Consider the following 23612-nt stretch of genomic DNA (forward strand, 5'->3'; position numbering starts at 1 on the left):
TTGTTTGACAGGTGCCTGGCTCGAGTCCGGGAGCCTTCGAGTGCCGCGACAGTAAGCTGGCGCGGCACTTAAAAGCGACGTACGGTCGCTACTGGGCGTTGAACGCCTGGCCGTTGATACCGGTGCTGTCCGGGCCCATCAGGTAAAGGTAGACCGGCATGATCTCCTCGGGCGTCGGGTTGTTCAGCGGATTTTCGCCCGGGTAAGCCTGGGCGCGCATGCTGGTGCGGGTAGCGCCCGGGTTGATGCTGTTGGAGCGTACCGGGGCCACGGTATCGACTTCGTCGGCCAGGGTTTGCATCAGGCCTTCAGTGGCGAATTTTGAGACGCCGTAAGCGCCCCAGTACGCACGTCCCTTGCGGCCGACGCTGCTGGACGTGAACACCACCGAAGCATCTTGCGACAGCTTGAGCAGCGGCAGCAGAGTGCTGGTGAGCATGAACATGGCATTGACGTTGACTTGCATGACCCGCATGAAGTTTTCGCCGGACAACTGCTCGATCGGCGTGCGCGGGCCGATGATCGAAGCATTGTGCAGCAGGCCGTCGAGATGCCCGAATTCGCTTTCGATCATCGCCGCTAGCTCATCGTATTGATGGGGCAGGGCGGTTTCGAGGTTGAAGGGGATGACTGCCGGTTGTGGATGGCCGGCGGCTTCGATTTCGTCGTAGACCTGGGTCAGATTAGCTTCGGTCTTGCCCAGCAGCAGCACGGTTGCGCCGTGGGCCGCGTAGGTTTTTGCCGCTGCGGCGCCAATACCACGTCCTGCACCGGTGACCAGAATGACCCGATCCTTGAGCAGTTCGGGGCGGGCGGAATAATCAAACATAAAAAAACCTCAACAAATCAGAAGACAGGCGCTGCCCTTGTAGGAGCGAGCTTGCTCGCGAAAAACCTGAGAACGCCGCTGGGTGTCAGACTTTGCGCGTAATCGTTGACGACCATCGCGAGCAAGCTCGCTCCTACCTCCTACAAAAAAGCGATTCGACTTAGCAGTTGCACAGCGCGCTATCGAGCACCTTGCGCAACTCCAGCGGATGATCGACCACCACATCTGCACCCCAATGCCGCGGGTTGTCATCCGGGTGGATATAGCCGAAGGTCACCGCAGCAGTCTTGGTGCCGGCATCGCGGCCCGATTCGATGTCGCGCAAGTCATCACCTACGAACAGCACGCTGGCCGGGTCCAGGTCGAGCATCTTGCAGGCCAGAATCAGCGGCTCGGGATCCGGTTTGCTGTTTTTCACGTGATCGGGGCAGATCAGCAGTGCCGATCGCTCGGCCAGCCCCAGCTGTTGCATGATCCGCTCGGCGAATCGCAGTGGCTTGTTGGTGACCACACCCCAGACCAGGTTGGCTTTTTCGATGTCGGCGAGCAATTGAGCCATGCCGTCGAACAGCTTGCTATGAACGGCGCAACCCACGAGGTAGCGCTCCAGGAACTCCAGGCGCAACGCTTCGAACCCCGGCGATTCCGGGTCCATGGCGAAGGTCACTGCGACCATTGCGCGGGCGCCGCCGGAAATCTCGTCGCGGATATGCTTGTCGTTCATGGGTGGCAAACCGCGGTCGGCACGCATCGCCTGGCAGATCGCAATGAAGTCCGGCGCGGTGTCGAGCAGGGTGCCGTCCATGTCGAAAAGAACTGCTCTGATTGGCATCGGCTTACTCCTCGCGCAGGGTCTGGATCATGTAGTTGACGTCCACGTCGGCCGCCAGTTTGTAGTGCTTGGTCAGCGGGTTGTAGGTCAGGCCGATGATGTCCTTGACGGTCAGGCCGGCCATGCGGCTCCAGGCGCCGAGTTCGGACGGGCGGATGAATTTCTTGAAGTCGTGGGTGCCGCGCGGCAGCAACTTCATGATGTATTCGGCGCCGACGATGGCGAACAGATACGCTTTCGGGTTGCGGTTGATGGTGGAGAAGAACACCTGGCCGCCGGGCTTGACCATGCGGAAGCAGGCGCGGATGACCGACGAAGGGTCCGGCACGTGCTCGAGCATTTCCAGGCAGGTGACCACGTCGAACTGCTCGGGCATTTCCTCGGCCAGGGCTTCGGCGGTGATCTGCCGGTATTCGACGTTGACGCCCGACTCCAGCTGATGCAACTGCGCGACCGCCAACGGCGCTTCACCCATGTCGATACCCATCACGGTCGCGCCGCGCTGAGCCATGGCTTCGCTGAGGATGCCGCCGCCGCAACCGACGTCGAGGACCTTCTTGCCGGCCAGGTTGACGCGTTCGTCGATCCAGTTGACTCGCAGCGGGTTGATATCGTGCAGCGGTTTGAATTCGCTTTCGCGGTCCCACCAGCGATGGGCCAGGGCCTCGAATTTGGCGATTTCGGCGTAGTCGACGTTGCTCATGGTCTAGTCCTCTAAAACTTGAAAAATCCTGTTGCCCCGGGTTGTGCTCCAGGGGGCTTACGATTCGGTACGGCCGCTGATGCGCTGGCCCCAGGCCCTCGCGACAGTGCCAAGCTGTTGTTCATCCAGGCGTGTCAGGCGACGGTCGTCGAGTAGCTGCTTGCCGGCAACCCAAAGGTGTTTCACGCAGTCCCGCCCGGTGGCGTATATAAGCTGCGAAACCGGATCGTAGACCGGTTGCTGGGCCAGGCCGGAGAGGTCGAACGCGACCATGTCCGCGGCTTTGCCGATTTCCAGTGAGCCGGTTTCGGCCTCGATACCCAGTGCCCGGGCTCCGTTGAGGGTGGCCATGCGCAAGGCACGATGGGCGTCCAGCGCGGTAGCCGAGCCAGCGACAGCCTTGGCCAGCAAGGCCGCGGTGCGGGTTTCGCCGAGCAGGTCCAGGTCATTGTTGCTGGCTGCGCCATCGGTGCCGACCGCGACATTGACCCCAGCCTGCCACAAACGCTCGACCGGGCAGAACCCGCTGGCCAGCTTCAGGTTCGACTCCGGGCAATGAATCACACTGCTGTTGCTTTCTACCAGCAGTGCCAGGTCTTCCTCGCTGATCTGGGTCATGTGAACCGCCTGGAAGCGCGGCCCCAGCAAACCCAGGCGCGCCAGTCGGGCCAGTGGTCGTTCACCGCGCTGTTCGACTGATTGTTGTACTTCGAAGGCGGTTTCATGCACGTGCATGTGGATCGAAGCGTCCAGTTCCTCGGCGATCATCCGGATTTTTTCCAGGTTTTCGTCGCCTACGGTGTAGGGGGCATGGGGGCCGAAGGTGATTTTGATGCGTTCGTGGTGCTTGAAATCGCCAAACAGCTCAACGCCCTGACGGATGGCTTCGTCCGCCGTACCGGCGCCAGGAATCGGGAAATCGAGGATCGGAATCGCGATTTGTGCGCGAATGCCACTGTTGTGCACGCGCTCGCTGGCAATCTTCGGGAAGAAGTACATGTCAGAGAAACAGGTGATGCCGCCTTTGATTTGCTCGGCGATGGCAAGGTCGGTGCCGTCGCGCACGAAATCTTCATCGACCCATTTGGCCTCGGCGGGCCAGATATGGTTTTCCAGCCAGGTCATCAATGGCAGGTCATCGGCCAGGCCACGGAACAGTGTCATCGCCGCGTGCCCGTGGGCATTGATCAGACCGGGGCTGAGCAACATGTCGGGCAATTCACGGATTTCGGTTGCGTTAAGCTTCAGTGCGGCAGAACGTGGGCCGATAAACACGATGCGTCCATCACGGATGCCCACGCCATGTTCCTTGAGGACAACACCAGCGGGTTCGACGGGTACCAGCCAGGTCGGCAGCAATAACAGGTCGAGCGCAGCGGCAGTGTTCGGCATCGAAGGTGGGTTCCAGTGCTTTTGTATAGGATGGCGAAGTATACCCGAGCGTCTTCGCGGGGGGATCGCTATAATCGGCGGCTTTTGTTCATGAGTGCGGGGTGAGGGATGCGCGATCGACTGTTGGCTGCGGAAAAGGTAAAGGCCATCGATTGGCGTGATGGCGCTCTCCATCTGCTGGATCAGCGTATTTTGCCGTTCGAGGAAACCTGGATTGCCTACACCAGTGCTGCTGGCGTGGCCGAGGCCATTCGCTCGATGGTGGTGCGCGGTGCGCCGGCGATTGGTATCAGTGCGGCTTATGGCATCGTACTGGCGGCTCGTGCCCGGATTGCCGAAGGTGGCGACTGGTACGCTGCGCTGGAAGAAGATTTCATGCTGTTGGCCGATTCCCGTCCTACCGCCGTCAACCTGTTCTGGGCGCTGGGTCGCATGCACGACCGGCTCGATCGCCTGAAAGACAATGCCGATCCGCTGGCGGCGCTGGAGGCCGAGGCCATCGCCATTCATGAAAGTGATCGCGAAGCCAACCTGACCATGGCGCAACTGGGTGTGGACCTGATCCGCAAGCATCAGGGCAACGCCCAGGCGATCCTGACCCACTGCAACACCGGCGCGCTGGCCACGGGCGGCTTTGGCACCGCGCTGGGGGTGATTCGTGGCGCATTCATCGAGGGCATGGTCGAGCAGGTCTATGTCGACGAAACCCGCCCATGGTTGCAGGGCTCGCGGCTGACCGCGTGGGAACTGGCCAATGAAGGCATTCCCGTGACCCTCAATGTCGATTCCGCCGCTGCGCATATCATGAAGACCAAAGGCCCTACCTGGGTCATCGTCGGCGCTGACCGGATCACCGCCAATGGTGACGTGGCCAACAAGATCGGCACCTATCAACTGGCCGTCAACGCCATGCACCACGGCGTGCGCTTCATGGTGGTGGCGCCGAGTTCAACCATCGACATGAACCTGGCCAGCGGCGATGACATCCCGATTGAAGAGCGTGATGGTCGCGAGTTGCTGGAGGTTGGCGGCAAGCGCGTCGGGGCCGACGTCCATGCCTTTAACCCGGTGTTCGACGTGACGCCGGCGGACCTGATCGATGCGATCGTCACCGAAAAAGGCATCGTCGAGCGCCCGGATACCGCGAAAATGGCGCAGTTGATGTGCCGCAAGCGTCTGCATTAAATCATTCGGGGTGCACGAAATCCCTGTAGGAGCTGCCGAAGGCTGCGATCTTTTGATCTTCCCGGCATAAGTCGGTAACGGTCCCGAAATGATCGCAGCCTTCGGCAGCTCCTACAGGTCGGTGTTTGCAAGTGAAAAATACCGTTGAATGCCGGTTGATCACACCTCTAAGCCCCTCTCGTCCCCTTCAAGCCTGTCACCGGTCAACTAACTACTCTCCATGCGCATCTGGGGGATAGGTGCGTGGCGGCTCTTGTGATAACATCCCGCGGTTTCCAGGGTTGCCCGAAGTGGCGGCCCGTACTGCGCAGATCCATGGCATAACTCGTTGATTTGTCGTAAGTCGGTGCATGGCACTCAGTCTGCATCGGCGAGCTTCGTTCGTCCCATATGGATGTGACGAAGTTTCACCAGAAAAAGGAATCAGGCTTCTCATGGGCGAACTGGCCAAAGAAATCCTCCCGGTCAATATCGAAGACGAGCTGAAGCAGTCCTACCTCGACTACGCGATGAGCGTAATTGTCGGGCGGGCACTGCCGGATGCGCGCGATGGCTTGAAGCCCGTGCACCGGCGCGTGCTGTTCGCAATGAGCGAGCTGGGCAACGACTTCAACAAGCCGTACAAGAAATCTGCCCGTGTTGTCGGTGACGTGATCGGTAAGTATCACCCGCACGGTGATACCGCGGTGTACGACACCATCGTTCGGATGGCGCAGCCATTCTCCCTGCGCTACCTGCTGGTAGACGGCCAGGGCAACTTCGGTTCGGTGGACGGCGACAACGCCGCGGCCATGCGATACACCGAAGTGCGCATGACCAAGCTGGCGCACGAGCTGCTGGCTGACCTGCACAAAGAAACCGTGGACTGGGTGCCGAACTACGACGGCACCGAAATGATCCCGGCGGTCATGCCGACCCGTATTCCCAACCTGTTGGTCAACGGCTCCAGCGGTATTGCCGTAGGCATGGCGACCAACATTCCGCCGCACAACCTCGGTGAAGTCATCGACGGTTGCCTGGCGCTCATCGACAACCCCGAGCTGACCGTCGATGAACTGATGCAATACATCCCTGGTCCGGACTTCCCGACCGCTGCGATCATCAACGGTCGCGCCGGTATCATCGAAGCCTACCGCACCGGTCGCGGCCGCATTTACATGCGCGCCCGCTCGATGATCGAAGACATCGACAAGGTCGGTGGCCGTCAGCAGATCGTCATCACCGAGCTCCCTTACCAGTTGAACAAGGCGCGTCTGATCGAGAAGATCGCCGAGCTGGTAAAAGAGAAGAAGCTTGAAGGCATCACCGAACTGCGCGACGAGTCCGACAAGGACGGTATGCGCGTCGTGATCGAACTGCGTCGCGGCGAAGTGCCTGAGGTCATCCTCAACAACCTCTACGCCCAGACCCAGCTGCAAGCGGTGTTCGGTATCAACATCGTCGCGCTGATCGACGGCCGTCCGCGGATCCTGAACCTCAAGGACCTGCTGGAAGCCTTCGTCCGTCACCGCCGCGAAGTGGTGACCCGTCGTACCGTGTTCGAACTGCGCAAGGCGCGCGAGCGTGGTCACATCCTTGAAGGTCAAGCGGTTGCCCTGTCGAACATCGACCCGGTCATCGCCCTGATCAAGGCGTCGCCAACCCCGTCGGAAGCCAAGGAAGCGCTGATCAGCACGCCTTGGGAGTCCTCGGCCGTGGTGGCGATGGTCGAGCGTGCCGGTGCCGATTCGTGCCGTCCTGAAAACCTCGATCCGCAATACGGCCTGCGTGACGGCAAGTACTTCCTGTCGCCAGAACAGGCGCAAGCCATTCTGGAACTGCGTCTGCACCGTCTGACCGGTCTGGAACACGAAAAACTGCTGGCCGAGTATCAAGAGATCCTCAACCAGATCGGCGAGCTGATCCGCATCCTCAACAGCGCCACGCGCCTGATGGAAGTGATCCGCGAAGAGCTGGAAGTGATTCGCGCCGAATACGGCGACGTGCGTCGTACCGAAATCCTCGACGCCCGTCTCGACCTGACCCTGGGTGACATGATCCCGGAAGAAGAGCGCGTCGTGACCATTTCCCACGGTGGCTACGCCAAGACCCAACCGCTGGCTGCGTACCAGGCCCAGCGTCGTGGTGGTAAAGGCAAGTCGGCAACCGGCGTCAAGGATGAGGACTACATCGCTCACCTGCTGGTTGCCAACAGCCACACCACGCTGCTGCTGTTCTCCAGCAAGGGCAAGGTGTACTGGCTGAAAACCTACGAAATCCCTGAAGCGTCCCGCGCTGCCCGTGGTCGTCCGCTGGTCAATCTGCTGCCGCTGGACAGTGATGAATACATCACCACCATGCTGCCCGTCGAGGAATACACCGAAGGCCATTTCATCTTCATGGCGACTGCCAAAGGCACCGTGAAGAAGACCCCGCTGGAGTCCTTCAGCCGTCAACGCAGCGTCGGCCTGATCGCGTTGGAACTGGATGAAGGCGACGTATTGATCTCCGCCGCCATCACCGATGGCGAGCGTGAAGTCATGCTGTTCTCCGACGGTGGCAAGGTGACTCGCTTCAAGGAAACCGACGTTCGCGCCATGGGTCGTACCGCTCGCGGTGTCCGCGGTATGCGTCTGCCGGAAGGCCAGAAGCTGATTTCCATGCTGATCCCGGAAGAAGGCAGCCAGATCCTCACCGCTTCGGCGCGTGGTTTCGGCAAGCGCACCGCGATCACCGAGTTCCCTGAGTACAAGCGTGGTGGTCAGGGCGTTATCGCCATGGTCAGCAACGAGCGTAACGGCCGTCTGGTCGGCGCGGTCCAGGTGCTTGATGGCGAAGAAATCATGCTGATTTCCGACCAAGGTACTTTGGTTCGTACCCGTGTCGACGAAGTCTCCAGCCTGGGTCGTAACACCCAGGGCGTGACCCTGATCAAACTGGCCAACGATGAAACGCTGGTCGGTCTGGAGCGGGTTCAGGAGCCGTCGGAAGTCGAGGGCGAAGAGCTGGAAGGTGAAGAGGGTGAAGGATTTGTCGGTGAAGTCGTGATCGACGACGTTGCCGAAGACCAGCAACTCGACGCCGCCGCTGACGAAGAACCACAGGAATAAGCGGGTAAGCAGGGGGCGGATGAAAATTCGCCCCCTTGTTGTTTGTCCCTTTGAATAATTTTGTCCCTTCTGTAGGAGCGAGCTCGCTCGCGATGGACGTTAACGATTACGCGGGAGGCCTGGCATCCCGCGGCGTTCTCAGGTTTTTCGCGAGCAAGCTCGCTCCTACAGGGTGTCGATTGATGTTGCGATTTATTGCGTGATACCACCAAATCAGAGCGAGATTGGATGTGAGCAAGAGAGCCTATAACTTCTGTGCCGGTCCTGCGGCGCTTCCCGAAGCTGTCCTGCAGCGCGCCCAGGGTGAACTCCTCGACTGGCACGGCAAGGGCCTGTCGGTCATGGAAATGAGCCATCGCAGTGATGAGTTCGTGTCCATTGCCACCAAGGCCGAGCAGGATCTACGTGATCTGCTGAATATCCCCTCGAACTATAAAGTGCTGTTTCTGCAGGGCGGCGCCAGCCAGCAATTTGCTCAGATTCCTCTGAACCTGTTGCCGGAAAACGGCTCGGCCGACTATATCGACACCGGTATCTGGTCGCAGAAAGCCATCGAAGAAGCTTCGCGCTACGGCCACGTCAATGTTGCCGGCACCGCCAAGCCTTACGATTATTTCGCCATTCCCGGCCAGAACGAGTGGACGCTGTCGAAAGACGCAGCCTATGTCCACTACGCGCCGAACGAAACCATCGGCGGCCTGGAATTCCAATGGATTCCGGAAACCGGCGATGTACCGCTGGTCGCCGACATGTCTTCGGACATCCTGTCGCGTCCGGTGGATGTTTCACGTTTCGGCATGATCTACGCCGGCGCCCAGAAAAACATCGGTCCGAGCGGTATCGTCGTCAACATCGTTCGCGAAGACCTGCTGGGCCACGCCCGTTCCCTGTGCCCGACTATGCTCGACTACAAGGTCGCGGCCGATAACGGTTCGATGTACAACACCCCGCCGACCCTGGCCTGGTACCTGTCCGGCCTGGTGTTCGAGTGGCTGAAAGAGCAGGGCGGCGTCGAGGCCATCGGCAAGCTCAACGAAGTCAAGCAGCGCACGCTGTACAGCTTCATCGATGCCAGCGACCTGTACAGCAACCCGATCAACAATTCGGACCGCTCGTGGATGAACGTGCCGTTCCGCCTGGCGGATGATCGTCTGGACAAGCCGTTCCTGGCGGGTGCCGATGAGCGTGGCCTGTTGAACCTCAAGGGGCACCGTTCCGTGGGTGGCATGCGCGCCTCCATCTATAACGCCGTCGACATCAACGCCGTCAATGCGCTGATTTCGTATATGGCAGAGTTCGAGAAGGAACACGGCTAATGTCTGAGCAAGAACTCAAGGCACTGCGCCTGCGCATTGATGCCCTGGACGAAAAAGTCCTGGAGCTGATCAGTGAGCGTGCGCGCTGCGCCCAGGAAGTCGCGCGAGTAAAGATGGCCTCGCTGGCCGAAGGCGAAGTGCCGGTGTTCTATCGTCCTGAGCGCGAAGCTCAGGTGCTCAAGCGTGTCATGGAGCGTAACCAGGGGCCGCTAGGCAACGAAGAAATGGCACGGTTGTTCCGTGAAATCATGTCTTCGTGCCTGGCACTCGAGCAGCCGCTGAAAGTGGCTTATCTCGGCCCTGAAGGCACCTTTACCCAGGCTGCTGCCATTAAGCACTTTGGTCACGCTGTGATCAGCAAGCCGATGGCGGCGATCGACGAAGTGTTCCGTGAAGTGGCGGCCGGTGCGGTGAATTTTGGCGTGGTCCCGGTGGAGAACTCCACCGAAGGCGCGGTCAACCACACCCTCGACAGCTTCCTGGAACATGACATGGTGATCTGCGGCGAGGTCGAGCTGCGTATCCACCATCACCTGTTGGTCGGTGAAAACACCAAGACCGACAGCATCAGCCGCATCTACTCCCACGCCCAGTCCCTGGCCCAGTGCCGCAAGTGGCTGGACGCCCACTACCCGAATGTCGAGCGCGTGGCGGTGTCCAGCAACGCCGAAGCGGCCAAGCGGGTCAAGGGCGAGTGGAACTCGGCGGCGATTGCCGGTGACATGGCGGCCGATCTGTACGGGCTGACCCGTTTGGCCGATAAGATCGAGGATCGCCCGGACAACTCCACGCGCTTCCTGATGATTGGCAACCAGGAAGTGCCACCGACTGGCGACGACAAGACCTCGATCATCGTTTCCATGAGCAACAAGCCGGGTGCGCTTCATGAGTTGCTGGTGCCGTTCCACGACAATGGTATCGACCTGACGCGAATCGAGACTCGTCCGTCGCGCAGCGGCAAGTGGACCTACGTGTTCTTCATCGACTTCGTCGGCCACCACCGCGACCCGCTGGTCAAAAGTGTGCTGGAAAAGATCAGTCAGGAAGCAGTGGCACTCAAAGTGCTGGGTTCCTACCCGAAAGCAGTTCTCTAAGGGGCGGTAGCAAATGAGTGGCAATTTCCTCGATCTGGCGCAGCCGGGCGTGCAACAACTTTCGCCTTATGTTCCGGGCAAGCCCGTGGACGAACTGGCTCGCGAGCTCGATCTCGATCCAGCCAGCATCATCAAACTGGCAAGCAACGAAAACCCGCTGGGCGCCGGCCCCAAGGCGCTGGCGGCCATCCGCGATGCGCTGGTCGAGCTGACCCGCTATCCGGACGGCAACGGTTTTGCGCTCAAGACCCTGCTGGCCGAGCAGTGCCGTGTCGAGCTCAATCAAGTGACGCTGGGTAATGGCTCCAACGACATTCTTGAGCTGGTGGCGCGCGCCTATCTGGCACCGGGCCTGAATGCCGTATTCAGCGAGCATGCGTTCGCTGTCTACCCGATTGCCACTCAGGCGGTCGGCGCGCAGGCCAAGGTGGTTCCGGCCAAGGATTGGGGGCATGACCTGCCCGCCATGCTGGCGGCGATCGATGCCAATACCCGTGTGGTCTTCATCGCCAACCCGAACAACCCGACCGGGACCTGGTTCGACGCCGAGGCGCTGGACGAATTTCTGCAGGATGTTCCGGAGCATGTGCTGGTGGTGCTGGACGAGGCCTACATCGAGTACGCCGAAGGCAGCGACTTGCCGGATGGCCTGGACTTCCTGGCGGCTTATCCGAACCTGCTGGTTTCCCGCACCTTCTCCAAGGCCTATGGCCTGGCAGCACTGCGCGTGGGTTATGGCTTGTCCACGGCAGTGGTCGCGGACGTGCTGAACCGTGTACGCCAGCCGTTCAACGTCAACAGCCTGGCACTGGCCGCGGCCTGTGCGGCGTTGAAGGATGAAGAGTATCTGGCGCAAAGCCGTCAGTTGAACGAGTCCGGCATGCAGCAACTGGAAGCCGGTTTCCGTGAGCTGGGGCTCAGCTGGATTGCGTCCAGGGGCAACTTCATTTGCGTGGACCTGGCTCAGGTTGCAGCGCCAGTGTTCCAGGGCTTGCTTCGTGAAGGCGTGATCGTGCGTCCGGTAGCGAACTACGGCATGCCGAATCACCTGCGCGTCACCATTGGTCTGCCGGCAGAGAACAGCCGCTTCCTTGAGGCGCTGACCAAGGTTCTGGCTCGTGGTTGATGTCACTGCGCTGCAATCTGCTGAACCTATGATCGGTCGCCTGGTGGTGGTCGGTCTTGGGTTGATCGGCGGTTCGTTTGCCAAGGGTTTGCGTGAGAGCGGCATATGCCGCGAAGTGGTTGGGGTTGATCTCGATCCGCAATCGCGCAAACTCGCGGTCGAATTGGGTGTGGTGGATCGCTGTGAGGAAGACCTGGGCATTGCTTGTCAGGGTGCTGATGTGATTCAGCTGGCAGTGCCGATTCTGGCCATGGAAAAAGTGCTCGCGCGTTTGGCGAGCATGGATCTGGGGCAAGCGATCCTGACCGATGTCGGCAGCGCCAAAGGCAATGTGGTGCGTGCGGCAACCGAGGCGTTCGGCGGCATGCCGGTGCGGTTCGTGCCGGGCCATCCGATTGCCGGTTCCGAGCAGAGCGGAGTGGAAGCCTCCAACGCCGAGCTGTTTCGTCGCCACAAAGTGATCCTCACGCCGCTGGATCAGACCGATCCGGCAGCCCTGGCGGTAGTCGACCGTTTGTGGCGCGAATTGGGCGCCGACGTCGAGCACATGCAGGTCGAACGTCACGACGAAGTCTTGGCGGCGACCAGTCATCTGCCGCATTTGCTGGCGTTCGGCTTGGTCGATTCGTTGGCCAAGCGCAATGAAAATCTTGAGATCTTCCGTTACGCTGCGGGCGGTTTCCGCGATTTCACGAGAATCGCCGGAAGCGACCCGGTCATGTGGCACGACATCTTCCTCGCCAACCGCGAAGCTGTCCTGCGCACACTCGATACATTTCGCAGCGATCTCGACGCCTTGCGCGACGCGGTCGATGCAGGGGATGGGCACCAATTGTTGGGCGTATTCACTCGCGCCCGGGTTGCCCGCGAGCATTTCAGTAAAATCCTGGCCCGCAGGGCCTATGTGGACGCTATGAATTCCAACGATCTGATTTTCCTGGCTCAACCTGGTGGCCGCTTGTCCGGTCGGATTCGCGTACCAGGTGACAAATCGATTTCCCACCGTTCGATCATGCTCGGTTCCCTGGCTGAAGGCGTCACCGAAGTCGAAGGTTTCCTCGAGGGTGAAGATGCCCTGGCGACCTTGCAGGCATTCCGTGACATGGGCGTCGTCATCGAAGGCCCGCACCACGGTCGCGTGACCATTCACGGTGTCGGCCTGCATGGCCTGAAGCCGGCACCGGGCCCGATCTATCTGGGCAACTCCGGTACTTCGATGCGTCTGCTGTCCGGCCTGCTGGCTGCGCAGAGCTTCGACAGCACCCTGACCGGCGACGCTTCGCTGTCCAAGCGCCCGATGAATCGCGTGGCCAATCCGCTGCGTGAAATGGGCGCCGTGATCGAAACCGCCGCCGAAGGTCGTCCACCGATGACCATTCGTGGTGGCAACAAGCTCAAGGGCCTGACCTACACCATGCCGATGGCCAGTGCCCAGGTTAAGTCCTGCCTGCTGTTGGCCGGCCTGTATGCCGAAGGCAAGACCACGGTTACCGAGCCTGCTCCGACCCGGGACCATACCGAGCGCATGCTGCGCGGTTTCGGCTATCCGGTAACGGTCAAGGGTGCTACCGCATCGGTCGAGTCTGGCAGCAAACTGGCCGCGACCCACATTGAAGTCCCGGGTGATATCTCGTCCTCGGCATTTTTCCTGGTGGCAGCCTCGATCGCCGAAGGTTCGGAGCTGGTGCTCGAGCACGTCGGCATCAACCCGACCCGTACCGGTGTGATCGACATCCTGCGCCTGATGGGCGCCGATATCACCCTGGAAAACCAGCGTGAAGTGGGCGGCGAACCGGTGGCTGACTTGCGCGTGCGTGCAGCTAAACTCAAAGGTATCGAGATTCCCGAGGCGCTGGTTCCATTGGCCATTGACGAATTCCCGGTGCTTTTCGTCGCCGCTGCCTGTGCCGAAGGGCGCACCGTGTTGCGTGGCGCCGAAGAGCTGCGGGTCAAGGAGTCGGATCGGATCCAGGTCATGGCGGATGGTCTACTGGCACTGGGCGTCAAGTGCGAACCGACCCCGGATGGCATCATCATCGACGGCGGCCAGATCGGCGGCGGTGAAGTGCACGGCCATGGCGATCACCGTATCGCCATGGCGTTCAGCGTTGCTTCGCTACGCGCCAGTGCCCCGATCCGCATTCATGATTGCGCCAATGTCGCGACGTCGTTCCCGAATTTCCTGGCGCTGTGCGCGCAGGTCGGTATTCGCGTGGCACAAGAGGCACAGTCGTGATCAGCATTGCACCGGTCATCACCATCGATGGGCCAAGCGGTTCGGGCAAGGGCACGGTAGCCGGGATTCTGGCCAAACGCCTGGGCTGGAACCTGTTGGACTCCGGTGCGTTGTACCGATTGCTGGCCTTCGCCGCGCATAACCATGGTGTCGACCTGACCAATGAAGAGCTGCTGAAGAAACTCGCCGCTCATCTGGATGTGCAGTTCATCGCGGCGACGGACGGTCAGTTGCAGCGCATCATTCTGGAAGGTGATGAAGTCAGCGATGTCATTCGCACCGAAAGCGTCGGTTCCGGCGCGTCCCAGGTCGCTGCGCTGCCTGCTGTACGCGAGGCGCTGCTGCAGCGCCAGCGAGCTTTTCAGGAAGCGCCGGGTCTTGTGGCGGATGGTCGCGACATGGGTACCGTGGTTTTTCCTGATGCGCCGCTGAAGATTTTTCTGACCGCCAGTGCCGAGGAGCGGGCACGCCGTCGATATTTGCAGTTGAAGGGCAAAGTCGAGGGTGTTAGTCTGTCGAGTCTGCTAGATGAGATACGTGCACGCGATGAGCGTGACACCCAGCGAGCGGTAGCCCCGCTCAAACCGGCGGCTGACGCCATACAGCTGGATTCCACGGAATTATCCATCGACCAGGTGCTGGAACGCATCATGAGCGAGATCGCCATTCGCGATATCGCCGGGTGACCAAGAAGGCCGCAGGGGACCAGTCATAGTCCTGCGGTGGCTTCTTTTAAATGAAACTAACCCACACCGTCTGGGGTGTGGAGATGGGCGTATTCTTCGCCCTCATCAACAGGAATTAAAATGAGCGAAAGCTTTGCGGAACTCTTTGAAGAAAGCCTAAAAACCCTGAACCTTCAGGCAGGCTCCATCATCACCGGTGTTATCGTTGATATCGATTACCAGGCTCGCTGGGTAACCGTTCACGCTGGCCTGAAGTCTGAAGCACTCATCCCGCTTGAGCAGTTCTACAACGACGCTGGCGAACTGAACATCAACGTCGGTGACGAAGTTCACGTTGCTCTGGACTCGGTTGAAGACGGCTTTGGTGAAACCAAGCTGTCCCGTGAAAAAGCCAAGCGCGCTGAATGCTGGATTGTTCTGGAAGCAGCCTTCGCAGCCGAAGAAGTGGTCAAGGGCGTTATCAACGGTAAGGTTAAGGGCGGCTTCACTGTCGACGTTAACGGCATCCGTGCGTTCCTGCCAGGTTCTCTGGTTGACGTCCGTCCAGTGCGCGACACCACGCACCTGGAAGGCAAAGAGCTGGAATTCAAGGTCATCAAGCTGGACCAGAAGCGCAACAACGTTGTCGTTTCCCGTCGCAGCGTCCTGGAAGCCGAGAACTCCGCCGAGCGCGAAGCTCTGCTGGAATCCCTGCAGGAAGGCCAACAAGTCAAAGGTATCGTCAAGAACCTCACCGATTACGGCGCATTCGTCGATCTGGGTGGCGTCGATGGCTTGCTGCACATTACCGACATGGCCTGGAAGCGTATCAAGCATCCTTCCGAAATCGTCAACGTTGGCGACGAGATCGATGTCAAGGTTCTGAAGTACGATCGCGAGCGCAATCGTGTTTCCCTGGGCCTGAAGCAACTGGGCGAAGACCCATGGGTTGCTATCAAAGCCCGTTACCCGGAAAGCACTCGCGTTACCGCGCGTGTAACCAACCTGACCGACTACGGCTGCTTCGCTGAGCTGGAAGAAGGCGTTGAAGGTCTGGTGCACGTTTCTGAAATGGACTGGACCAACAAGAACATCCACCCTTCGAAAGTCGTACAAGTCGGCGACGAAGTGGAAGTCATGGTTCTGGACATCGACGAAGAGCGTCGTCGTATCTCCCTGGGCATCAAGCAGTGCAAATCCAACCCATGGGAAGATTTCTCTGGCCAGTTCAACAAGGGCGATAAAATCTCCGGCACCATCAAGTCGATCACCGATTTCGGTATCTTCATTGGTCTGGACGGTGGCATCGACGGTCTGGTTCACCTGTCCGACATCTCCTGGAACGAAGTGGGCGAAGAAGCCGTTCGCCGCTTCAAGAAGGGCGACGAGCTGGACACCGTTATCCTGTCGGTTGACCCAGAGCGCGAGCGCATCTCCCTGGGTATCAAGCAACTGGAAAGCGATCCGTTCTCCGAGTACGTTCAAGAGAACGACAAAGGCGCCATCGTTAAAGGCATCGTGAAGGAAGTTGACGCTAAAGGCGCCATCATCACTCTGGCCGACGATATCGAAGCGACTCTGAAAGCCTCCGAAATCAGCCGTGACCGCGTTGAAGACGCGCGCAACGTTCTGAAAGAAGGCGAAGAAGTAGAAGCCAAGATCATCAGCGTTGACCGTAAGAGCCGTGTAATTCAGCTCTCGATCAAGTCGAAAGACGTTGAAGACGAGAAAGAAGCAATTCAGAGCCTGCGCGACAAGCCAGTAGCTACTGATGCTCCTGTGGCCACCACTCTGGGTGACCTGCTGCGTGCACAAATGGAAAAACAGAACTAAGTTCTGACTTTCTGTAAAAAAGGGCGACTTCGGTCGCCCTTTTTTGTGCCTGGAGTTTGGTGAATTTCGCTCGGCTGTAGCTACTCGAGTCGTGAACCAAAGGTGCTGAAAAAATGTCTGATTGTTTAGTCGGATCAAGCACTTATTTGCAGCTAGTCTTTAGCCTGAGACTAATGATCGCCCGGTGGGCGTTCTGGCAAAAGGACGTGAATGAACAAGCTAATTGTCGCAGTAGCAGTGCTGGCGCTAGCGGGTTGTACCACCAGTGCCAAAACTCACGTGGTGCGCGGGGTCAGCGGCATAGAGGTCGATTGTTCGGGGCTCGGTTCGAGATGGGAGAGGTGTTACAAACGCGCGGCCAAGGAGTGCAGAGGGGCAGGCTACAAAGTCGTCGCGAGATCTGATGATGTCAAGGAAGAGGAGGAAAGCTTCCTCTTTGGATTCAACCCCGCAGGTTTCCTGACGCGCACTATGTTGGTGATTTGCCGATGAGCTGGTAACCGTTCAGAGGTCTTGCGTCTTTCAGGAATCAAGCATTTTGGGGTTGGGGAATGTATGGCAAAACTCGGGCTGTTCAAAATCATGCCGGCGTACTAGAACCTCTAAAGCGCTGATCTAGCTGCTTGAAAAAGAAGGGAAAAATATGACGAAGTCGGAGTTGATCGAGCGAATTGTCACCCATCAAGGGCTACTCTCATCCAAGGATGTGGAGCTGGCCATCAAGACCATGCTTGAGCAAATGTCCCAATGTCTGGCTACCGGGGATCGTATCGAAATCCGGGGGGTTGGCAGCTTCTCTCTGCACTATCGCGCACCACGGGTAGGCCGTAATCCGAAAACCGGGCAGTCTGTCAGTCTTGACGGAAAATTCACTCCGCATTTCAAGCCAGGGAAAGAGCTTAGAGATCGGGTGAATGAGGATGAGGAAGGTTGCCGTGATGATTAGTTGGCGAGACAGCAGTCGTTTCAAGCGATTCGTGATCACAGGGATTGTGTTGTTTGTATCAATTCCATGCCTGCTCTTCGTGCTGGAAAATCAGCAGTTTGTTGCTGTCTCCTTTTCAGGTTTTTCTTCACCGCAGCTTCAGTTGTCGATTTTTGGCGTTGTTTCATTCCTGGTCGGAATGATTGTGTGGGGAGGCAGTGTTGTGTCTGCTTGTACCTTGAGGGTCGGGACTAGGGGATGGTAAGTTGAGCATTGATTTTATTGAAATTTTTTCTGGTGTTCAGCCGGTGCAATGATGCGGTATCCTGCGCGCGTTCGTTGAGACGGGAATTCATTGTTGTTTTGGCTTTAGTTGTCGAGGTTTTCTGGCGCAAATGTAGTCGCAATGGCAACCTACAGGCAATGTGGTGCTGGGTATTGACGGTCAAGATCAGGGCGACGTCTCTTGGGGGTCGATGGACGATTACATCGAAGAAATGCACCGATGGGATGTTTCTCAGTACTTGCCGGATGATCTGCTGGTAAGGGTCGACCGTGGTGCCATGAGCGCGAGCCTCGAAACCCGGGCACCCTTGCTCGATCATCGAGTCGCGTAACCGGCGTTTTTTTGTCTTCAGAGCAGTTGATCAAAAATGGCGGCGGGAAATGGCTGCTTCGCGAACTGCTTAAGAGATATGTACCTACCTCGTTCTTCGATAGACCCAAGGCGGGCTTCTCTATTCTACTGGCGCAACGGTGCGTGGACTATTGAGAGAGGTGGGTAGAGGGCTTGCTAGCTGAGGAGCGAATCAGGAGAGAGGGGTATTTCGATTGTCAGAAAACTCGCCCAGCGTGGTTCCAGCATCAAAACGGAACGTACGATCGTAGTCTTCATTTGTGGAATATTCTTATGTTCCAATCCTAGCCTGATAAAAATAGTCGCTAATTCAGATTGAGCAAAAGGTTTTCCATGAAGATAGTTTTCAGTGCGCTCTCTGCCCATCTAGGTGGAGGTCAGACATATCTGATTAACCTTTTTCAGTTCCTACCCTTCGGCAAGGATCTTGAGATTCGCGTGTTCGCCCCTTCATCACTCAAGCTGCGGGATCACCCAAGGATCCGTCGAGACGAACCTGCCTGGCCGACAAAAAATTCGATTGTCAGAGCCTTGTGGGAAAAGTGGGTGCTGCCCGGTATCTTGAAGGCTGAAAAGGCTGACGTACCATTTTGTCCCGGGGGAGTAGTGGGCACTCGCGCACCGGCAGCTTGCAAGGTAGCGAAGATGTTTTGGAGCATGAATCCACTTGATTTGCGCGTACAAAAAAGTTTATCGCTGGGGTTGCAACAACTCAGAAACTGGTTGTTGAACCGCATTATGCTCAAGAGCATATCTGAAGCTGATCTGGCGATATTTATTTCAAACTATGCACGAAGTATCATCGAGTCGCTGACCAAAGCTAAAGAACTCGTTACTATCCATCATGGAATTGGCTCTGTGTTTTGGGCGCTCGGTAAAAGTGCTGTTTGTCCGGACTTCTTGCCCGGGAAAAAGTGCATTTCATATGTGTTGAGATCTGACGATTACAAACACCATTTTAAAGTGGTCAGTGCTTGTGGGGAGCTATCCAGGGAACTTTGCGAAAGGTTTTCGCTGATTCTTGTCGGGGAAACAAATCTGCCGGAAGCGGAGCGTGTAAAGGCTCTGATTGCAACGCTAGGCCTGGAAGATCGGGCCCTGCTACTGGGCGCTACTCCTTGTCAGGGGCTTCTCCTGCTGTATCACCACGCTCATCTGAATCTCTTTGCCTCGTCGTGCGACAACTGCCCAAACATCCTTCTTGATGTGCTCGCTTCAGGTCGGCCGATGATTTGTTCTAATGTTATGCCTATGCCGGAATTTGGATCGGACGCAGCAGTTTGTTTTTCGCCGTTTGATTCCCAAGACATAGGTCAGGTACTGACAGAGGTTTTAACTAATCCCAAACTTTTGAAAAAGCTGGCCGTTGCGACGGTCGCGCAAAGTGATAAGTTTGAATGGGAAGATACCTCAAGAAAAAAGTGCTCCGAACTGCTGGTGTTGGCTAAGTTACACAAAGTGGGTGTTTGATAAATGAGAGTTCTCGTGGTATCGCAGTATTTCTGGCCGGAATCTTTTATTATCAACGACCTGGTCAAGCGCTTATCTGCCCAGGGGCACGTCGTAAAAGTTCTTACCGGCAAGCCGAATTATCCGGATGGTGTTGTGTTCGACGGCTACCAAGCTTGCGGATATCAGGAAGAAAGTTACGAAACGACAGTTAGAGTATGCCGTGCACCGCTTAGACCTCGCGGCTCTTCGGGCGCAAAAAACCTGATACTGAACTATTTGTCCTATATCGTAAATGGACTGAGATTTTACCCGAACGCTGTAAAGGGTGAGAGTTATGACGCAATCTTTGTGTTTGCACCTTCCCCGATTACGTCAGTCATTCCTGCCATCTATTTGAAATGGAAACTCAAGAGTCATCTGGCAGTATGGGTCCAGGATCTCTGGCCAGAGAGCTTGAGTGCGACGGGATTTATCCGGAATAAATCGCTCTTGCGCGTGGTAGGGTGGGGAGTCAGAGGCATTTACGCCTGCGTTGACACTTTACTCGTCCAGTCGAGGGCATTCCGGGAGCCGGTTGCTCGCTATGCTGATCCTGGTAAGGTCGTATATTACCCAAATTGCTATCAGGATACTCCGTCAGGCTCGGAAGAGACTCTGATTCCTGCATCGCTGCTTGCGGAGCTCGAAAACCATTTCTGTCTCGTTTTTGCTGGCAATCTGGGGACCGCACAATCGGTCGAAACCTTGGTTGAGGTAGCAGACAGGCTTCGCCATCTATCCAAACTCCGAATTGTGCTGGTCGGCAGCGGTAGCATGCTGAGCTGGATCGAAAGCCAGAAAAAATCCCGATCATTGGACAACCTTGTCCTCGCCGGTCGGTTTCCGGTAAGTGAAATGCCACATTTTTTCAGTCGTGCCACTGGATTGTTGGTGACGTTGAAGCAAGATGAGGCGTTCTCCTATACCATTCCCAGTAAAGTCCAGGCTTACCTGGCAGCGGGAAGGCCGATTGTCGCCGCGCTGGATGGTGAAGGGGCTCGGATCATTCAAGAGGCCAATGCAGGCCTGACGAGCCCGGCGCAAGATGCCGAAGGCATGGCCAGGTGCATTGAGCAACTTTTCCACATGAGTTCGGATGAACGGGAATCATTGGGGCAGTCGGGCAGGGCGTACTACCTCGAGCATTTCGAAATGGAGCGTCAAAGCCAGCGTCTCGTCGAAATCCTCTGTACCAGGATCAATGAATTGAAAGGTAGCTCAAAATGAAAGTTCTAGTGTTAGGGGTCACCGGGATGCTGGGTAGCACGGTGTTCAGGCAATTCCATGGAAACCCACGTTTTGAGGTGTGGGGCACTTTACGTAACCCGGGTGGCGCAAAATACTTTTCAGACGAAACTCGCGGTTCGTTAATCAGCAATGTTGACGTGCTGGACCAGGACTCGCTGGTTTCGGTGCTGGCAAAGGTCAAGCCTGATGTCGTCATCAACTGCGTCGGCTTGATCAAGCAACTGGCCGATGCCAAGGATCCCCTTTCAGCGCTTCCCATCAATGCCATGTTGCCGCATCGCATTGCCAGGTTGTGCGAACTGTCTGGCGCTCGCTTGATTCACATCAGTACCGACTGCGTGTTTTCCGGGCGTAAAGGGCTTTACACTGAAGAGGATATCTCCGATGCGGAGGATCTCTACGGCAAGTCCAAGTACATTGGCGAGCTTCATGCCCAGCCGAATGCAGTCACCCTCCGGACTTCAATCATCGGTCACGAACTCGGAAGCCAATACTCGCTGGTGGATTGGCTTCTATCCCAGAACGGGGTCGTCAAGGGCTACGAAAAGGCCATTTTTTCGGGGCTTCCTACCGTGGAGCTGGCGCGTGTCATTCGAGATTATGTGATCCCGAACCCGGAGCTTAAGGGCCTTTATCATGTATCGGTGGCACCCATTGATAAATTGTCTCTGCTGAAATTGGTGGCAGAAGTTTATGAGAAGGAAATCGATATCGTCGCTGACAGTGATCTTTCTATCAATCGTTCGCTGGACTCATCAAAATTCCAATCCGCGACCGGTTATGCTCCACCTTCATGGTTGGAATTGGTCAAATCAATGCGCGCATCGCGTTGATCATTAAATACAATCAAGTTTTGGACGGTAGTTATGTTTGATAATAAAATTTTGATGATCACGGGCGGCACAGGGTCATTTGGTCATACAGTGTTGAAGCGTTTTCTTGATACTGACGTAAAAGAAATTCGCGTATTCAGCCGCGATGAAAAAAAACAGGAAGATATGCGCATTGCCCTGTCGAACGACAAGGTGAAGTTCTATATCGGTGATGTTCGCGATCGCGATAGCCTTGATCAGGCGATGGTCGGCGTGGATTACATTTTTCACGCGGCCGCATTGAAGCAGGTGCCTTCCTGTGAGTTCTACCCTATGGAAGCCGTGCGTACTAACATTATCGGTACCGAAAACGTTCTGAATTCGGCGATTGCTTCGGGTGTTAAGCGCGTTGTCGTGCTAAGTACCGACAAGGCTGTTTATCCAATCAATGCCATGGGTATTTCCAAAGCCATGGCTGAAAAACTGATGGTGGCCAGGTCGCGTATGATTCCGGCATCGGGACCTGTGATCTGCGCGACTCGTTACGGCAATGTCATGGCCTCACGCGGGTCAGTGATCCCGTTGTTTATCAACCAATTGCAAAATGAAGAGCCGCTGACCGTCACCGATCCGAACATGACCCGCTTTCTGATGTCGCTGGAGGACTCTGTCGACCTGGTGCTGCACGCTTTCGAGCATGCCGAGCAAGGCGATATTTTCGTCCAGAAAGCACCTGCCTCAACAGTCGCGGACCTGGCGCAAGCGCTCAAGGAGCTGTTCTCTCGTGACAATACTGTCAAGGTCATTGGCACCCGTCATGGCGAAAAACTCTATGAGTCGCTGATTTCCCGTGAAGAAATGGCCAAAGCCGAAGACATGGGGCGTTACTATCGAATCCCGGCTGACAATCGCGACCTGAACTACAAGAAGTTCTTTGTTGAGGGTGAGCAGGAGATTTCCGATCTTGAAGATTACACCTCGCATAATACGGAACGTCTCGATGTTGAAGGCGTGAAGAAAGTTCTTTTGAATCTGGAATACATTCAGGAGAAACTTGATGCTTAAGGTCATGACGCTGGTCGGCACGCGACCAGAACTTATCAAGATGAGTCGTGTTATTGCAGAGCTGGATAAGCAAGTCAATCATGTGTTGGTCCACTCCGGCCAAAACTATGACTTCGAATTGAATCAGGTATTTTTCGATGATCTTGAAATTCGAAAGCCTGATTACTTTCTGGGCGCCGCCGGTGATACGGCTGCCAAGACCATCGCCGAGGTGATTTCGAAGGCGGATGAAGTATTTGAAGTTGAAAAGCCGGACGCGCTTCTGCTCTATGGCGATACCAATACCTGTCTAGCAGTCATTGCCGCCAAGCGCCGCAAGATACCGGTATTCCATATGGAAGCCGGCAATCGCTGTTTTGATCAGCGAGTTCCCGAGGAACTGAATCGCAAGGTGCTCGATCACCTGAGCGATATCAATATGGTTCTGACCGAGCATGCTCGGCGTTATCTGATCGCTGAAGGGATTCGTCCTGAAACCATCATCAAGACCGGTTCGCATATGGAGGAAGTGCTCGACTACTACATGCCGAAAATTCTCACCTCCGATGTGCTGGTTCGAGAAGGGCTGGAGCAGGATAAATTCTTCATCATCAGCGCTCACCGAGAGGAAAACGTCGATACGCCGGAAAACCTCCGGGATTTGCTCAAGACGCTGCGAGCCTTGGCTGACGAGTATAAGTTTCCGATCATCGTCTCCACTCACCCCCGCACCCGCAAGCGTCTGGAGGCGATAGGCGAATCGCTGGATCACCCGTTGATCCGCTTTTCCAAGCCGTTCGGTCTGCTTGACTACATCAAGCTACAGATGTCGGCATTTTGCGTCCTGTCCGATAGTGGCACCATCACAGAAGAAGCCTCTCTGCTGAACTTGCCTGCCATTACCATCCGTAATGCACATGAGCGTCCGGAGGGGATGGACGAAGGGACACTCATTATGAGTGGCCTGAAAGTGGATGGCGTTCTTAATGCCGTACGTGTGGTGACCAGTCAGCATGATCGTGATCAGCGTGTCATCCCTGTGGTCAGGGATTACCAGGCGGGTCCAGTGTCCAAGCAGGTGGTTCGGGTCGTATTGAGTTATACCGACTACATCAACCGTACGGTCTGGTCGAAACCCTGAGCGGCGTCGAGGTT

Annotated in this window: 20 protein-coding genes and 1 pseudogene; 17 read left to right on the plus strand and 4 right to left on the minus strand. The window is 56.9% G+C overall.

Features of this window, described 5'->3' with window-relative positions; all coding sequences use genetic code 11:
• Positions 1-88: 88 nt before the first annotated feature.
• The 4 genes from C8K63_RS03535 to C8K63_RS03550 form a co-directional block, all read right to left on the minus strand.
• Entirely contained in the window at positions 89-829 is a 741-nt protein-coding gene (locus C8K63_RS03535; protein WP_007999919.1) for a YciK family oxidoreductase, read from the minus strand.
• 160 nt (positions 830-989) lie between these two features.
• Positions 990-1661: an N-acetylmuramic acid 6-phosphate phosphatase MupP gene (gene mupP, locus C8K63_RS03540; protein ID WP_108215408.1), complete on the minus strand. Its 672-nt coding sequence runs from the start codon at positions 1659-1661 to the stop codon at positions 990-992.
• Positions 1662-1665: 4 nt separating this feature from the next.
• Positions 1666-2364: a bifunctional 2-polyprenyl-6-hydroxyphenol methylase/3-demethylubiquinol 3-O-methyltransferase UbiG gene (gene ubiG / locus C8K63_RS03545; protein ID WP_007985381.1), complete on the minus strand. Its 699-nt coding sequence runs from the start codon at positions 2362-2364 to the stop codon at positions 1666-1668.
• Positions 2365-2421: 57 nt separating this feature from the next.
• The gene (locus tag C8K63_RS03550) at positions 2422-3756 is read right to left on the minus strand and encodes a TRZ/ATZ family hydrolase (RefSeq protein ID WP_108215409.1); all 1335 of its coding nucleotides are present in this window, start codon (positions 3754-3756) and stop codon (positions 2422-2424) included.
• Between the two features lie 108 nt (positions 3757-3864).
• Here C8K63_RS03550 and mtnA point away from each other — a divergent pair, with 108 nt between their 5' ends.
• The 17 genes and pseudogenes from mtnA to wecB all read left to right on the plus strand — a co-directional run bounded on the left by mtnA (position 3865) and on the right by wecB (position 23598).
• The gene (gene mtnA / locus C8K63_RS03555; RefSeq protein ID WP_108215410.1) at positions 3865-4941 is read left to right on the plus strand and encodes an S-methyl-5-thioribose-1-phosphate isomerase; all 1077 of its coding nucleotides are present in this window, start codon (positions 3865-3867) and stop codon (positions 4939-4941) included.
• A gap of 434 nt (positions 4942-5375) precedes the next feature.
• Positions 5376-8030, plus strand: coding sequence for a DNA gyrase subunit A (gene gyrA / locus C8K63_RS03560; protein WP_108215411.1), 2655 nt, complete (start codon positions 5376-5378; stop codon positions 8028-8030).
• 230 nt (positions 8031-8260) lie between these two features.
• Entirely contained in the window at positions 8261-9346 is a 1086-nt protein-coding gene (gene serC / locus C8K63_RS03565) for a 3-phosphoserine/phosphohydroxythreonine transaminase (RefSeq protein WP_108215412.1), read from the plus strand.
• Entirely contained in the window at positions 9346-10440 is a 1095-nt protein-coding gene (gene pheA, locus C8K63_RS03570; RefSeq protein WP_108215413.1) for a prephenate dehydratase, read from the plus strand. Before serC ends, pheA begins: the two co-directional genes overlap by 1 nt.
• 13 nt (positions 10441-10453) lie before the next feature.
• The gene (gene hisC, locus C8K63_RS03575; RefSeq protein ID WP_108215414.1) at positions 10454-11566 is read left to right on the plus strand and encodes a histidinol-phosphate transaminase; all 1113 of its coding nucleotides are present in this window, start codon (positions 10454-10456) and stop codon (positions 11564-11566) included.
• Positions 11567-11594: 28 nt separating this feature from the next.
• The gene (locus C8K63_RS03580; protein WP_256594890.1) at positions 11595-13802 is read left to right on the plus strand and encodes a bifunctional prephenate dehydrogenase/3-phosphoshikimate 1-carboxyvinyltransferase; all 2208 of its coding nucleotides are present in this window, start codon (positions 11595-11597) and stop codon (positions 13800-13802) included.
• Entirely contained in the window at positions 13799-14488 is a 690-nt protein-coding gene (gene cmk / locus C8K63_RS03585; RefSeq protein ID WP_008049002.1) for a (d)CMP kinase, read from the plus strand. Before C8K63_RS03580 ends, cmk begins: the two co-directional genes overlap by 4 nt.
• A 120-nt stretch (positions 14489-14608) precedes the next feature.
• Complete coding sequence (gene rpsA, locus C8K63_RS03590; protein WP_007973639.1) at positions 14609-16300, plus strand: 30S ribosomal protein S1; 1692 nt, start codon at positions 14609-14611, stop codon at positions 16298-16300.
• 210 nt (positions 16301-16510) lie between these two features.
• Positions 16511-16792 (plus strand): hypothetical protein, encoded by a 282-nt coding sequence (locus tag C8K63_RS30595; protein ID WP_108215416.1) that lies wholly within the window; start codon positions 16511-16513, stop codon positions 16790-16792.
• Between the two features lie 151 nt (positions 16793-16943).
• Positions 16944-17246, plus strand: coding sequence for an integration host factor subunit beta (gene ihfB / locus C8K63_RS03600; RefSeq protein ID WP_108215417.1), 303 nt, complete (start codon positions 16944-16946; stop codon positions 17244-17246).
• 455 nt (positions 17247-17701) lie between these two features.
• The gene (locus C8K63_RS03610; protein ID WP_146176366.1) at positions 17702-17842 is read left to right on the plus strand and encodes an asparagine synthase-related protein; all 141 of its coding nucleotides are present in this window, start codon (positions 17702-17704) and stop codon (positions 17840-17842) included.
• A gap of 26 nt (positions 17843-17868) precedes the next feature.
• Positions 17869-18150: pseudogene (locus C8K63_RS31185) on the plus strand (asparagine synthase-related protein).
• A gap of 45 nt (positions 18151-18195) precedes the next feature.
• Entirely contained in the window at positions 18196-19332 is a 1137-nt protein-coding gene (locus C8K63_RS03625) for a glycosyltransferase (RefSeq protein ID WP_108215421.1), read from the plus strand.
• A 3-nt stretch (positions 19333-19335) separates the two neighbouring features.
• Entirely contained in the window at positions 19336-20580 is a 1245-nt protein-coding gene (locus tag C8K63_RS03630; RefSeq protein ID WP_108215422.1) for a glycosyltransferase family 4 protein, read from the plus strand.
• On the plus strand, positions 20577-21434 hold the full coding sequence (locus C8K63_RS03635; RefSeq protein ID WP_108215423.1) for an SDR family oxidoreductase: 858 nt from the start codon (positions 20577-20579) through the stop codon (positions 21432-21434). The genes C8K63_RS03630 and C8K63_RS03635 overlap by 4 nt, the downstream gene beginning before the upstream one ends.
• A 33-nt stretch (positions 21435-21467) precedes the next feature.
• Positions 21468-22478 (plus strand): polysaccharide biosynthesis protein, encoded by a 1011-nt coding sequence (locus C8K63_RS03640; protein WP_108215424.1) that lies wholly within the window; start codon positions 21468-21470, stop codon positions 22476-22478.
• A complete protein-coding gene (wecB, locus tag C8K63_RS03645; protein WP_108215425.1) occupies positions 22471-23598 on the plus strand; it encodes a non-hydrolyzing UDP-N-acetylglucosamine 2-epimerase in 1128 nt (375 codons plus the stop codon). The genes C8K63_RS03640 and wecB overlap by 8 nt, the downstream gene beginning before the upstream one ends.
• Positions 23599-23612: the final 14 nt, after the last annotated feature.

Source organism: Pseudomonas sp. GV085, assembly GCF_003050925.1.
Lineage (GTDB): Bacteria > Pseudomonadota > Gammaproteobacteria > Pseudomonadales > Pseudomonadaceae > Aquipseudomonas.